8 protein-coding genes and 1 pseudogene are annotated in these 14,524 nt (G+C 53.4%); 6 read left to right on the plus strand and 3 right to left on the minus strand.

All coding sequences use genetic code 11. The features are described from left to right. Positions 1-351 precede the first annotated feature (351 nt). Positions 352-4,161, plus strand: a complete 3,810-nt coding sequence (locus N5096_RS16180; RefSeq protein ID WP_267665813.1) for a helicase-related protein — start codon at positions 352-354, stop codon at positions 4,159-4,161. An 11-nt stretch (positions 4,162-4,172) separates the two neighbouring features. On the opposite strand, the gene N5096_RS16185 is transcribed toward N5096_RS16180, so the two are convergent. Both N5096_RS16185 and N5096_RS16190 read right to left on the minus strand, forming a co-directional pair. Further along, positions 4,173-4,718 carry a TATA-box-binding protein gene (locus tag N5096_RS16185; RefSeq protein WP_267665814.1) on the minus strand — a complete coding sequence of 182 codons (546 nt, stop codon included), beginning with the start codon at positions 4,716-4,718 and terminating at the stop codon, positions 4,173-4,175. An 11-nt stretch (positions 4,719-4,729) separates the two neighbouring features. Next, positions 4,730-8,323 carry an Eco57I restriction-modification methylase domain-containing protein gene (locus tag N5096_RS16190; protein ID WP_267665815.1) on the minus strand — a complete coding sequence of 1,198 codons (3,594 nt, stop codon included), beginning with the start codon at positions 8,321-8,323 and terminating at the stop codon, positions 4,730-4,732. A 200-nt stretch (positions 8,324-8,523) separates the two neighbouring features. Here N5096_RS16190 and N5096_RS16630 point away from each other — a divergent pair. Continuing rightward, positions 8,524-9,345 (plus strand): annotated as a pseudogene (locus N5096_RS16630) (recombinase family protein). Positions 9,346-9,568: 223 nt separating this feature from the next. After that, positions 9,569-9,820 carry a hypothetical protein gene (locus N5096_RS16205; RefSeq protein ID WP_267665817.1) on the plus strand — a complete coding sequence of 84 codons (252 nt, stop codon included), beginning with the start codon at positions 9,569-9,571 and terminating at the stop codon, positions 9,818-9,820. 361 nt (positions 9,821-10,181) lie between these two features. On the opposite strand, the gene N5096_RS16210 is transcribed toward N5096_RS16205, so the two are convergent. Next, positions 10,182-10,799: a tyrosine-type recombinase/integrase gene (locus N5096_RS16210; RefSeq protein ID WP_267665818.1), complete on the minus strand. Its 618-nt coding sequence runs from the start codon at positions 10,797-10,799 to the stop codon at positions 10,182-10,184. Positions 10,800-11,557: 758 nt separating this feature from the next. Here N5096_RS16210 and N5096_RS16215 point away from each other — a divergent pair. The 3 genes from N5096_RS16215 to N5096_RS16225 all read left to right on the plus strand — a co-directional run. Next, the gene (locus N5096_RS16215) at positions 11,558-13,090 is read left to right on the plus strand and encodes a sensor histidine kinase (RefSeq protein WP_267665819.1); all 1,533 of its coding nucleotides are present in this window, start codon (positions 11,558-11,560) and stop codon (positions 13,088-13,090) included. Further along, complete coding sequence (locus tag N5096_RS16220; RefSeq protein WP_267665820.1) at positions 13,083-13,853, plus strand: PAS domain S-box protein; 771 nt, start codon at positions 13,083-13,085, stop codon at positions 13,851-13,853. The genes N5096_RS16215 and N5096_RS16220 overlap by 8 nt, the downstream gene beginning before the upstream one ends. A gap of 424 nt (positions 13,854-14,277) precedes the next feature. Beyond that, positions 14,278-14,524: hypothetical protein (locus N5096_RS16225; RefSeq protein WP_267665821.1), on the plus strand; the 247-nt coding region annotated here is incomplete at its 3' end.

A 14,524-nucleotide genomic window follows, 5' to 3' on the forward strand; every position in this document is an offset into this window, starting at 1 on the left:
ATGTATCAACCGAACGCTGACACGGCTCCAATTGTTACATAAGGAATTGATCGGACGTCGTCTGAACGAAACCGAAAAACGCCCGTTGCGGGTCTGTCGTGCTACGAGTGGGAAGAATTAGCGCAATAATCACGACCAGACAATTCGTGACTTCCAGCTCTTGAGCTAAATCAGGCCCACTGGGCTCTGTTGGAATCCTCTTCCTCAGATAGGTTCTTGCCTGAAACAACTGTTCGCTGAAGGGTGTGTACTGAACGATTGAGAGTGTGGAAACATCAACTGCTGAGGATTTCACAGAGCCATTCGAGTCTACTAAACACTAAGTTGCCTCTCTCTGATCCTCTTTACTAAATGATCTCCCTCCCTCCAATCGTCGACAATGCTGATAGGACGGTCGAAGATGTCTACAAAAAAATAATCCCACAGACCGAAGAAGCGCGTATCGCTACTGGCTATTTCTATCTTTCTGGTTTCAATCTGTACCGCGAGGATCTCGAACAACTTGCTGACCCTGATGAACTCGGTCACGCTCCCATTCGTATCTTGATGGGCCGGCAGACGAATCGGAGTACAGCAGATGAAATCGGGGACGGACAAAATCTACGCAGTAATCTCAAAGATGAGGTTGAAGAGAGTATTGAGAAGCTGAATAACGCCCAATTAGGGCGGTTGGATCGGCTACGAGATTTCATAGCAGAAGATCAGGTTAGCGTCCGCGTGCGAAATCCAGAAAACGGATACTTCCACGCTAAAGGAGCCTCGTTCAGAGCGCCACGCGACGATGATGACTGGGCGACTGATGACGATACAGACACACGTCCATGTGCGACTGTCGTCGGATCGTCGAACTTCACGGCTAGCGGACACCGGAACAACATTGAGCTGAATCTCACAAGTCAGGACAGACGCGAGGCGGAGGCGTTCGAAAGTTGGTACGACAACCAGTGGGCGAATGCTGAGGACTTTAGCGAGGAGATCATCCGTATCATCGAGAACAGCACGAAGTATCAAGACTGGCGGGACCAGCAAGAAGACGAGTCTGATGACGACGATACCCCTGATGACTTAGGGACGTACATCGAACCGTTTGAGCTGTACAAGCTCCTCGCATACGACGAACTAAGCGGGAACGTCAACATCCGAGACAGTCCGCTGTACTACTTCCAGACACTCGGGTACGAAAGCGCGAAGGAGAAGCTCTCCCAGTTCAACGGTTGTATTATCTCTGACTCGGTCGGTCTCGGAAAGTCGTTCATCGGCGGTGAGCTCCTCCATGACTACCGCCAACGTGGGGATCGCTGTTTACTGATCGTACCCGCAAACCTCACCGAGCAGTGGGAAGATCTCCTCCAAGACGACACAGACGAAGACGGCAATCCGTACTTCGGTCTCGAAGTCGATGGAACGCACCTCGATGTAATGAGCATCAGTAAGTTCCAGAATCTTGCGTACGGGGAGATTCAAGACCTCAAAGACGCGTTCGACGTCGTACTTATCGACGAAGCTCACCGGTTCCGGAATCACGGGAAGTGGCGGCCGAATCCCGACCACGATGACGATTACAAAGGGACTCGACGCCACGCTAACCTCCGTCAACTCCGCGGAAAGACGATGATAATGCTGACGGCCACGCCAATTAACAACTCTGCGACCGACTTAGAGAATCTCATCAGTCTGTTCACCAGTTCCGAGGAGTTGCGAAACAAGGCGTCGCTGGATTTCAGCGCCTTCGAAGAGTACATCGAACTCTCCGAGACGCGCAAGAAGATTGCTGCCGGGAAAGAGGAAGCGAGTGATGAAAAGCTACAGAGTATCACCGAGCAGCTCCAGCGCCATTCGGAGGAGATCTCGAAGATTCTGAACGAGGTGATGGTACTGCGGACGCGGAAACACGTCAAAGAGCAGATCCAAGAGGACGAGGACTTTGAGATGAGCTTCAAGCCGCCGACGCTCAACAAGGAGCAGTACTCCCTCCCGGCGGCGTACCAGCCGGTGTACCGGATGTTGCCAGACGTGATGGACGCGCTCCATCTCCCGCACATCACGGTGAAGAACCCGAAGGCGGGCGGGACGCTGAAAGCGTTGTACAAGCTGAACCTGCTCAAGCGGCTGGAGTCGTCGACCTACGCGTTCGTTCAGTCGATTCAGACGCTACACCAGAGTGAGCGGCGGCTTCTCGGTCTCCTCGATGGACTTCCCGAGGACAAGAAGATCGACCTGTTGCGCGCAGCGCAGGACGAAGAGCAGGAGGAAACGCTTGATGACTTCGTGGAAGGAGGCGACGCCGCCGAAGATCTCGAACAGACGCTCGAAGAGTTCGGCTTCGACACGACCGCGGTTCGTGCGGACGAAGACACAGAGACCGACACGCCGGACGAATTGGCGGACGCGACAATCGGTGAGGTGAAAACGTACATCCGAGAGGACCTGACGCTGATCGCGTACTTCCTCTCGCAGTTCATCGGCGATATCGCACAGGACTCCGGTGACGTGAGCGACCAAGCCGTTTCGACGAGGCAGTGGCTTCACGAACACAATGCCGGTGTCCTTCCCGACGTTCCAGAGGAGGAGCTGAATCCGATCCTCTACCCGCGGAGCGATCTGAGCGACGTCGGCGGAGAGACTCGCGAGTTCTACGAGGCGGTGTTCTCGCTTCGGGAGTTCCGAGATCCGAAAGTCGAGCGGCTCACGGACGTTCTCAACGGCTACAACGACGAGAAGGTCCTCGTCTTCACACAGTACCGTGCCACCGCAGACTACGTCCACAGGGCGCTACTCAACGACCCCGACTCGCCACTCACGGAGGCGAACAGCGCGGTCGTCAAAGGCGGCGACGACAACAAGCAAGACGTTATTCAGCGGTTTGCTCCGGAGGCATCGGGGTACCAGCAGACGCTCGCCGAGTCCGGCGAAGACGAACTCCAGTACGTCATCGCAACCGACACCCTCTCAGAGGGGGTTAATTTGCAGGACGTGTCGGTCCAAATCTCCTTCGACCTGCCGTGGAACCCAATGCGGATCGTTCAACGCGTGGGGCGTATCGACCGGATCGGGAGTACCGACGAGAAGTACGTCCACAACTTTTACCCCGACGGCGACATCGAGGCGGCGATTAAGCTGCTGAAACGGCTCCAAGCGAAGATCAACGACATCGCACTCATCGTCGGAAAGGAGAACAACATCCTCGACCCGAACGAGGACCAGATCCTCGAACAGACCGGCGTGGAGACGGAGAAGACGATCGGCGAGCTACAGGTCGACGAGATCGAGGACTCGCTCCAGAAGTCGCGGGAGGTCGAGGACGTAAACGAGCTCGATGACACGAGCAAGAACCCACTTCTCCGTAACGCGGGGAGCAACGAACACGCCGCGTACGAGCGGTTCCTGCTCAAGAAAGAGCTGAACGAGGAGTTCGGCCTCTCCGAGGACGATTTCGAGTACGCCGCGGACTACTTCGAGGAGTCGCCGGGGGAGCGCGACCGCCTGTACACGAACGTCACCGACCACGAGTCCGGGCCGCGTCCGGGCGTGTTCGGACTCGCACACCTCTGGTTCGACGACGAGGACCGCGACCCTCCCTTGGGTCGCGTTCGGCGGGCCTTCTACTACAAGCCGTTCGCGGACGAGGTGAAGGAGCGCCCCGTCGGCACGCTCAAAATCGATCCCGAGGTGGGGGGTGAACCGATCACGGGCGACGCTGACAACGCCCTGTCCAACCGAGAGGAAATTCAGGAGGTCCTCGACGAGCGGCTGGAGGCGATTCGGGAAGGGCAGGTGGAGGGCGCGTTCAAGCAGGGGGACTCGTTCTCGAAGGAGCAGGAGACGATTCTTGGCTTTATTTCCCAGCATGTACTACCGAAACACGGGGGAAGATCTGTTCCGGTTGACGAGTACGAGACACTTGGTGAATGGGCGGATGACCTCCGAAAACGCCTACAAGATGTGAAGTTAGCCAATACCGATGAAGATAGTATCCTTCGAGAGATCTTCCGAGATCACGAGCAGTACGATTCATTTACAGACTGGCCGCTAGTAGAATTCCTAGAAGAGTTAGAAGCCTTCTTAGAAGAAAATGTAGAGGGATCTACTGAGTACCAAGCAAAGTTAGTGGGAGAAAGTGAGGTTCGGGCTCAGTTAATGTGCTGGGGGATAATCAGTTAGATTCCTGAGAATCAGACAAATAAATCATCTAAAAGTCCAAACAATTTGTCGAATGCATCAACCGCATCATCCGACGAACTCACTCCTGTAAGAGTAATTTTCCCGTTTCTAAATATCAAGAATGTCCCAGTAGATCCCGAAGGCCGGTACAAAGCGCCCGGAAATTGTTCCGGTTCGTACTCTGTTTTTTCTAACCCTAACACAACAACTATCTGTTCAAGTTCTAGTTCTTTATCGTATTGATCAAGGAAGACTAGGTTTCGAACCTCAAATGATACATCCTCATTATTTATTCCCAACTCTCGAAGTTCATCACGAAACCGGTCACTTACTCGATGTAGTTGTTGGATTGAGTCTGCTCCAGCAATATTGTACTTGCCGGTTCTAAAAATCATAATCGCAGGGGAATCTTCTGCGAATCGCACATAGAGGCCCGGCCAGTACTCTGGGTCGTACCGAACCTCTTCACCATCAAGCGCTTCGTACAGGAATTGGAGATCTAGTTCGTGCTCTAGATCTCCGCCACCAACCGCGTTTACCAATTGAGGATTAGCCATTCAAGTATTCACTACTTCGCTTGAAGAGACTGGTACTTATTAAACACCGACTTAAAGTAATCTTCGTCCATCATACGAGGTTCATTTACTCTGTTAAAATCCTCAAGAACAAATTTAGCTTCGGACTCAGTTAAACCGCATACGTGGAGTGCAGCTGCATCAAGTTCTGCTTGTACCGTCCGGCGTTCTTCATCAGATTCAACTGGATTGATTCCGCCTAGACGCTCTCTCATTTCACTGAACTGATCTCCATAACAGTTTAGTCTCGCAGCACGTTTAGATATGTAGCCAAACCATTTGTCACCTTCAGTAAGTCGCGGAACCTGAGTCCCCAGAAGGTGGAACATATTAATGTTTTCTTCAACCTTAGACTTCATAAGATAATCTACTGGAATACTATTTAGAAGGCCTGCAGCCGCAAAGAGTTCACTATCTGTAAAAATCGGATCATACACATCGTGGAGCGTGTCTTTCGCTAGATCCTCCTTAGAAGGATTCATCTCATACGGTCGCATTGTCGTTAGAGCATTATGACAGACGACACCTTTTGGGATAACTGCGACGAGTAGAGTTCTTTCATTAGTTGGGCTAGTTGCGTGACGATATACCATCCGGTACTCCGTAGAATCAAGTAAAACGTCCTCTTCTTGGAGGGTTTTTCCTCTATGTTTCTCAAGAAGATCGTTCACAAATCCCTTTTGAGACCCACTTCCGTCAAACTCATTGTAAATCGCGGTTTTTAGATTCTTTTTATTCTTCTCTCGAATTCGCCACTTTGCGCTGTCAGATTGACTTTTCTCTTCATCCACACTCCAAAACTCCGGTTCTTTGTTGTCATGGATGAACTGATAGATTGTACTTCCAGCGAAAACAGGATAGTCCCCTTTTAATGGATCGGTTACAAACCGATCCTTGTCACTCGTGCGGTCTAATTCTCGGTAAAGATCTAAATACCAACCATTATCTGTTTTTTCACGCAGCTGTGGATTCCTCAATAGCTTATTAAGTACATCACGGTGGGTTGTAGAGGTGATAAATGGGAAGAGCCCTGACTCGGGGGCGTAATTAATCAAGAGTTCTTTTGGAATCCACACAAGATGTTCCTCAACTTTTCGAAGAAAGTCCACATCTCTCTTCATAAATACACCGTTAAAACCGTCGCTGGTACCTGAGGCTTTGAAATTAACTATAGCGAATTTCTTTCGGTTATCAATAGAATTGAAGATCTTGTTATTTTCAAATCCGACAATATGCTGGACGTCAGTATTATTAAGAAGATGATATCTGAGTGATTTATTTGAACCACCACTGAAAAGGATTCCCGGGAACAGTTGTGCTACATAACCGTCATCTTGGATGAGCGAGAACAGACGCTCAAGAAACAACGTTGACTTTTCTTGATCTCCGGAAAGCGTTCGTCCATCAACCACCGCATTTTGGAGACTATATGTTGGTGACTCTTTGTAATAGTCGCTCTCCAGATCAATGTCTGATTGATATTGTTCCCACTCTTCTTCTATTTCAGCATCAGCTAAGAGATCAGATTGAACTGTGTCTTTCTCTTTATCTGAGCGGGCTCTGAAGACTTCATCATATTGTGGGAAGAAATCAGTTCGTTCCGCTTTGACCTTGTCCCAAGGCGGATTTCCAATTGCAATATCGAATCCACCGTCCTGAAAGACACGAGGGAATTCAATAACCCAGTGGAATGGTGAGTACTCTTTGATTTTCTCTAAAGAGATGTCTTCTTTGACGGCGCTCTGAAAGTCGTTTTCAATTTTTTGATCAAGTACATCTCTGTATTTTTCTAACCGCTTGTTAGCTTCGTGCCGCCACTTTGTGGCTTTTTCACTACTTGTTGCTGTTTTGTGATTTTTGATCGCTTCACTAATATTCTTCACAGCATTTCGGACACTATTCTCACCAAACGAACCAATAGTGGGTTGAACTAAATCATCTTCATCTACTGCGTCAATAGCTTCTTCAAGATCACTAACATATCCCACGAGAGTGTTGCCATGACGAATATTGAAATCAATGTTCGGAAGTGGGTTGACTTCATTTGGTTCGTCTTCGATGTCCGCGACCATCGAGAGCCAGAGGCGGAGCTTACAGATCTCGACCGCGCCCTCGTCGATGTCGACCCCGTACAGATTATTCAGAATGACCGTCCGCTTCGCGAACAGCGATGCGCCCCCCTGTCCCTCGTTGATTGTCTCTAACTCGTCGCGGGTCCGGGACTCCAGCTCCCAGCCTTTCCCCTCCGCTTCGAGCTGCTGGAAATACTCGATACACTGGATGTAGATGTCCACGAGCACGTCCTGCGCGGCGAGCAGGAACGCCCCACTCCCGACCGCGGGGTCGAGGACGTGCGCCTGCTTCAGGATGTCGTGGTACAGCGTCTCCACGTGCTTCGTCTCCACGTTCTCGGTGGCGGCCTGCTGGGTCATCGTCCCGCCGTCAGCAACCGCCGCTTCGCCATCGCCAGCTTCGACCTCGGCGAACCCGAACATGTCGTCGATCTCGTCGTACTCGGAGTCGACGGCGTTGTTGAGCTGGTCGAGAAGGTACGGATGAATCGTCCGGCGAGACATGAAGCCGGTGATCTCCTCGGGCGTGTAGTACGCGCCCATCTCCTTCTGATTCACCGTCTGCTCGAAGATGTGACCCAGTATCGCGGGCGAGAGGTTCTTCGGGTCGACGATGTCGAGCCGCTCGTCAACGTTCCAGTTCCAGTCCGACAGGAAATCCAAGACGTCGTCGAAGAGCTCGTTCGTCTCCTCGGCGGACGCGCCGAGCTTCGCGTCCGGGAACTCCTCCTCGACGGGGTTCTTCGCAAACAGCCCGCCGTTCAGGTACGGGAGCCTCCCGAAGTTGGGGTTCTGCTTGTCCTCCGCGAGGTAATCGAAGAATAGCGGCCGGTAGAAGTTCTCGTACCGATCCTCGCCGTCGTCGACGACGTCGCCGGGCTGCTCGTGGAGGTAGTTCGGATTCCGGTCCAGCAGGCGCTTCTCCTGAATGAAATAAAGGAAGATCATCCGGTCGAGGATAACCTGAACGTATCGCTGCTTCGCGTCGCCGCGGTCGTCCGGGATCCCGGACACCTCCTGAACGAGATTCGTCCGGAGCTCTTCGAAGCCCTCGTAGAATTCTTTGACGACCTGTTGGGTGTCGTACAGCGTGTCGTAGATCGCGGCGGAGGAACCGTACTCGATGGAGTTCAACTTCTTCAGGACGGTGTTCTTCTCGCCGCTCTCACTCGTGAACTGGTCTTTGGTAAACGAGATCTTCTGGTGCTTGATGCGTCCGTGCTGTTGGCCCTCCCAGCTTCGCATCCGCGTGAGGAACGTGAACTCCTCAAAGTCGTTCGTGGCGACGAGGTTCGTATGTCGAGACCGGTTGTCCGGCTTGAAATCGGTCGCCGTTTCGCCCGGGCCCGCGCTGACTAGTACGACGAACTCGTCGTCGTCAAGCTGAAGGACCAATTCGTTGCTCTCTCCGAGATTTGGACGCGGTTTCAGGCCGCGTTTCTCGAAGGAGTCGGCGATATCTTGGAGGGAATCCCAGCCTGCGATGTCCTTCGCAGTAATCTGCTGGACTGACATAGATATTGAGACACTCGTTACTCGTATGAAAGTATGGGAATCCTTCGCTAATGTCCCAATTTACTGGATATCGAATATCAGTCTACCATACTCTACTTCTGAGCCTTTTATTCGGATAAGCAATCCCCTCAAAAGGTAGTGCTATACATAAAACCGCAGTAACCCCCGCTTGTTTAATTCAATAGCACGTCCTCGAAAACGTGAGCGAAAACGGACCCTCAGACGCAGCAATCTACGCCCGAGTTTCGACGTCAGATCAGGACGTGTCTCGGCAGCTCGACGAAGCCCACGAACATCTGGAGCGTCTCGGTGTCAAAGACATCGAGGAGTATCCCGAAATCGTCTCCGGCGCTGCCGATACCGACACTCGCGAGGTGTACAACCGACTCCTCGACGATGTCGAGACGGGACAGTTCGACCTCGTGGTCGTTCACGAAATCAGCCGACTTTCTCGGCTCGGTCCGACTGAGATTCACGAGTTCATCTAACACTGCTTGGAACATGACACTGGCGTCGAGGCCCTCGATGTTGGCCTGAAGATCCACGTCGACGACGGCGAACTCCAGCAGACGATATACAGCATGGTCGCTCGGTTGATGGGCGACCTCGCCCAGATAGAACACCAGCAAAAACTCCAGCGGATACGGTCGGGCGTCCGCGCCGCACAGTCTGCTGGAAAGTGGACTGGGAGACCGCCGGCAGGGTTCGCCGTTGAGGATGGGTACCTCCGCGTTGATCCAGCCGAATTCCTACACGTCCGCGAGGCAGTCGCCCGCGTGGACCGCGGTGATTCGTTCGCGACCGTCGCCGACGACACCGGCATCGCCGAGTCGACGCTCCGGAGCCTCCACCAAGATCGGCGCGACCTCTACCTCGCCGGCGAGGCCGAGGACGAGCGCGTCGACGACGCGCTCACCGATATCCGCCCGCTGGAGGACGCCCGAACCGAGGGTCCTGACCTCGAAGAGTTGCGCGAGCGTGTTGAGCGGCTGGAGGAGGCCACCGATATTGACCTCCACTGACACACACCCTACCTCATCAACCCCGAGTCGTGCGTACGTGTCGAATTGGCTCTGTTAAAATCCTCAACTGGTGATATGTCCTCAACGACTTGCTGAATACAGCGCGTGAATCTCACACAGATTTATCACCAGATACGATCAGACCGGATCGGTCAACACAGGAAGTATACTTATCGCGCTGTACAAGCCAATTATATAATGGGTGGCGAGCATAATACTTGATATGAGCGACTCCGAGAACCCATCTGAAGCCAAAATCCGCCGTGCTGTGAGAGAGGAGATGTCAAGAGCAGGACGGTCAGTTATCTCAACTGTCTTTTGGACGATACTGGCAGCATTCACGGTGCTCGTTGGTCTTCAAGCGGTTCAAATAGCATTCTACACAAGTGGCTTGGCTACTTTGGCCTTTGGTGCGGTTGGTATACTCGTTACGGGCGCAAGCATCTATCTCCTTTATCTCCTTCACTGGGCCTAACACTAGTTGAGGAGTGAAGCGTACGCAGGCGCGTTCTATCGGCTGATTCGGCTGTAAATTCACGAAATAAATATCGTGGCAACTCTTCTATGACACCCTCATTATCAGTCAACCCGGTGCATTCGTTGGTCTCTGAGCCTTCGAGATTCCTCAGGTCCACCCACAGCATGTCAAGACGGGGTCCGGCCACTGCCTGCTCCGCATCCCGAAAGGGGAAGACACCCGCCACGAAGCGGTAAAGGCTCGCGACGCCCGCCCTCTGTCTGCTGGTGAGCGTGATCTTCGGTAGGTCAAGAACAGCGCACCCATCGCCCCAACTGTCACAGGCCTGTTCTGTGATTTGCCGTGGCGGGTCTGTTGCTCACCGGCGACGGATGTGGTCGTAGACTTGTTCAGTGGTTGTGATCGAGCGGTGTCGGAGTCGGTTGCGGACGTCGTAGAGTTCGTTTCCGTCTTCGGCGTTCATCATCCGATAGGCGACACTGTGGCGAAGTGCGTGCGGTGTTACCTGCTGTGGCTTACCCCGTGATCCATCCAGCAGGTATGGACGGACACCGGCTTCAATAGCGAGTTTATTCACGACGTTTCGAACACCTTCGGTCGTGATTCGATCTGACGATCGACTGGGGAACAGTGCGTCGCTGTTTTTCCAGCGGTTCGTGAGATACGACGACAGCAGCCGACTCACGTCACTCGCGAGCTCGAGTGTTGCGGGCGGCGGCGACGAGTCAGTGGGGTAGTCTTTCTGGATGCTCGTCGGCAAGTACAGCGCGGTGTTTCCGTCGCGAAGGTGGTCGACGTCGATTGCGACCAGCTCGCCGACACGCACGCCTGTGTCGTACATCAGCGCGATCATGGCCTCGTTCCGCTGTTGGAGGTAGTCGGCACCGACATCATAGCAGGCGGATCGAAGCGCGTCGACTTGGTTGGGTCGGAGCCATACCTTCGCACGAACTTTGGAATCTGTATTTTTGCTCATATCGACTTGGGTTGTTTATATACAGGTCACGGGTTGAGGGGTCTTAACTTTGGACTCTGTAAGAAGACTCCCAAGTTCAGATAAGCAGCGTCGGCTCTGGTGAAATCCCTCACAACTGATACGAACTACATGTGGAATACAGGGGACCCACGTACCGATGTCGAACGCAGACCTCTCCACGGCTTGTCAGTACCAGCGTGCGAGATACAGAGGATGTAGTCAGCACGGGAACCACGTTATTTTCATTAACAAAATACCGAATTAGTCGATAGAATATGCTTGCGGACTGATCGATGAAGAAACTACCAGATAAGAGTGGTATTCTTACTGGTATGCAAGATGCAGTGCGCGAGCCTTGCATGTAGCTCCTTGCGGATTTTGTCAGATTGAACCGGTCGATATAGGTGATGTAGATATTGGGGATGTCTCGAAAATTTGAGAAGAAACAGCTGCTAAATCGACCCCTCTATTGTGCCGTCCACTGTACACTGTGATCTCCATCACCGACCATCGCCGCGAGAGCAACGCACGAATTCGACGGGAACGTGGCTCAACCGGCCCGTCCGTCTCTGTGCCTCCGACACTTTTAATGCGAGTCCGTTGATAAAATTGATGTGAATACCGCGACCGAGTCCATTTCACGTTCTCCACGACGGGAGAAGTCGGACACCACACCGGTTCCTATCCTAATCGGCATCTCTAGCCATCCACCGATAGATCTATGATGAAAAATTGTACTGCGACAGAATCAACAGATAATGTGGGACACTGAAAAATCAAGCACTGACGCGACAACGCAACACGCGGCCCGCCTCGAACGCCTTCGCCGGGTCGTCGCGGACGCCCATAAGGTGTTACTGCGCGCCGAGACCCATTCTCAGGTCAAGCAGCAGATCTGTGAGGTTATCAGCGACACCGACCCCTATTTGTTCGCCTGGTTTGGCGAGCACGATCCCGATGCCCAAACCGTCGAACCGCAAGCGGCCGCCGGAATTGAAGAGGGCTATCTTAACACCATCGAGATCACGACCGACGAGCAGGCAACCGCGCAGGGCCCCACGGGACAAGCCGTCCGAACCCGAGAGACGGTGGTCGAACAGGAGATTGCAGAAACCCCGGAGTATGTGCCGTGGCGAGAAGCGGCACTCGACCGTGGCTATCAGTCCAGTGCTGCGATCCCGGTGTCTCGGGATAACTCGGTTCTTGGCGTCCTAAACGTGTACGCGGACCATCCCCACGCCTTCGACGACGAGGAACAGGAACTCCTGGCGGACCTGGCTGCCGACACCGGCCGGACACTCGACCGGATCAGGCTCACAATTATCAACGACACATCCCCTGACGCCACCATTCTCCACGATGCACAGGGAACAATCTACGACGTTAATCAGCAGACAATCGAAAATTTCGGATACACCCGTGAGCAGTTGCACTCGATGAAGATTTCCGATATTGACGACGATTACGACCAAGAGGAACTGGCGTCACTTTGGGCGGACATCAACTTCGGTGAGCGGGAGACAATCGAAGGGCACCACCGTCGGGCCGACGGCTCAACGTTTCCTGTCGAGGTTTCGATCCGAAAGATCGACTTAGATGGAGAGAAACGATTTGTCACACTGAGTCGGGACATCACTGTGCGTAAGGAGCGGGAACGCCAGCTCCAGCGCGAGCGTGAGCGGCTCGACGAGTTCGCCGGCGTCGTGAGCCACGATCTCCGGAACCCGCTGAACGTGGCTGAAGGACGGTTGGCCCTTGCCATGGAGGACTGTGAGAGTGAGCATTTCGGCCCCGTCGTACGAGCTCACAAGCGGATGGGAACCCTCATCGATGACTTGCTCTCTCTTACCCGGGCCGAAGAATCCGCGGGCGAGATGGAGCCTGTCACGCTTGCTGACCTCGTCGTGACCTGTTGGCAGACCGTCGAGACAACCTCGGCGGAGCTCGTCGTCGAAACGGAGACCACGATTCAGGCCGACACCTTGCGGCTCCGACAACTACTTGAGAACCTCGTCCGGAACGCGGTCGAACACGGCGGTGAGGAGATCACGATCACCGTAGGCGACCTCCCGGATGGCTTCTACGTCGAAGACGACGGGCCGGGCATCCCGGAGGACGAACGGGGCAGCATTTTCGACGCCGGCTATTCTACCGCAGCGGACGGGACGGGCCTCGGACTGAGTATTGTTCGGGAGGTGGCCGAGACACATGGATGGGAGATCGAGGTGGCCGAAAGCGAGAGTGGTGGGGCTCGATTCGAGGCTACGGGGGTTAATGTAAACTATGAATAACGACAACATTCACATACTTCACGTTGACGACAACGCAGCATTTACTCGACTTGCTGAGACGTTCCTCAACAATGTCGACGACCGGTTCAGGGTACATTCCGAGACCGACCCAACGGCTGGCTTCGAGTACCTGCGCGCCAACGATGTCGACTGCGTCGTCTCCGACCACGATATGTCGAGATCGACCGGTATTGAGTTCCTAGAAACGGTTCGTGCACAGTACCCTGATCTTCCCTTTATTCTCTACACGGGGAAGGGAAGCGAACTGGTTGCGAGTAAGGCGATTAGGGCAGATGTTACGGACTATCTTCAGAAAGGTGGCGGGAACGATAATTTCGAGTTGCTTGCCAATCGCGTGTCAAATGCCGTTGAACAGGCGCAAACCCGACGGGAGGCTGAGCAGACCCGGATACAGATGCGTGCGATTGTCGAGAATACTACGGATGCGGTCGTCATCATTGATACGAGTTCAACCATCCAGTTTGCCAATCCAGCGGTCGAATCGGCTGTTGGCTACGCCCCGGACGAACTCGTCGGAGAGTCACTGGCGATGCTGATGCCGAACCGTCTAGAGAAACCCCACATGGAGGCGGTCAATAGGTATCTTGAGACCGGCGAGCAAGGTATAGATTGGCAGTCGGTCGACTTGGTCGCGTTGCACCGGGACGGGCGAGAAGTGCCGGTCTCGATATCGTTTAGCGAGTTCGAGCAAGCCGGTGAACCGCGGTTCATCGGTATCTTCAGTGTGGCTTCGTCAGAGTGAGAAGAACCGGTCCCCGTTGAAATGTACCCCGTGGGTCAGCTCGCGGAACAGTTGTTAACGTGGCTGCAAAGGAACAACGGTACGGATTTGTTTTAATTTCTGTATGTTTCACCGGTCTTCTGATGGATTTCATATAAGTCGCCATTCATCACGGTATGTGCTCCCTCTGTACTGACCGATCACTTTCTCCCGCAGATTGGCATCAGTTCGTGCCACATTCGCGCACTGTATTCAGCAGTGTCTTCGCTAACTATTTTGTCTCTGTCAGTATCGGCGTGACCGATACAGAGGGTATAGTCAGCACGAGGACTGCGTTATTTTCTCAAAATGAATCCTGAACCAACCGATAGAACGTCTCTGCGAATCTTGCGCTCACGGTCTCGCATTCCGCAAATGATAAAACAACTCATCTATTTTAAATAGTATGCCGATTTCTTACACACCCTTAACCATCTCAGGGGACCCAAGTACGGTTCGCTGGGGGCTTTTTCTCATTTTCACCGGGATTGCGGTCAGTTGCTTCGTGGGTGCTGCGTACGGCTCACGGCTGCGGCGACGAGATACGCAGCTCGGGCTCAGAGCGGTCCTCCTTACCAACGGGTTGTGGCTGGGGTTTCAAGCGCTCGGGCTGACTACCACCAGCGAGTCGCTTAGCAACGCGCTCTACATTG

Origin of the sequence: Halorubrum yunnanense (genome assembly GCF_026586675.1) — an archaeon.
Lineage (GTDB): Archaea > Halobacteriota > Halobacteria > Halobacteriales > Haloferacaceae > Halorubrum > Halorubrum yunnanense.

Excerpts from the sequence above, each read along its gene's own strand:
- N5096_RS16180 (WP_267665813.1), top strand. The coding sequence starts at position 352 with ATGATCTCCCTCCCTCCAATCGTCGACAATGCTGATAGGACGGTCGAA.
- N5096_RS16185 (WP_267665814.1), bottom strand. The coding sequence starts at position 4,718 with ATGGCTAATCCTCAATTGGTAAACGCGGTTGGTGGCGGAGATCTAGAG.
- N5096_RS16190 (WP_267665815.1), bottom strand. The coding sequence starts at position 8,323 with ATGTCAGTCCAGCAGATTACTGCGAAGGACATCGCAGGCTGGGATTCC.
- N5096_RS16205 (WP_267665817.1), top strand. The coding sequence starts at position 9,569 with ATGAGCGACTCCGAGAACCCATCTGAAGCCAAAATCCGCCGTGCTGTG.
- N5096_RS16210 (WP_267665818.1), bottom strand. The coding sequence starts at position 10,799 with ATGAGCAAAAATACAGATTCCAAAGTTCGTGCGAAGGTATGGCTCCGA.
- N5096_RS16215 (WP_267665819.1), top strand. The coding sequence starts at position 11,558 with ATGTGGGACACTGAAAAATCAAGCACTGACGCGACAACGCAACACGCG.
- N5096_RS16220 (WP_267665820.1), top strand. The coding sequence starts at position 13,083 with ATGAATAACGACAACATTCACATACTTCACGTTGACGACAACGCAGCA.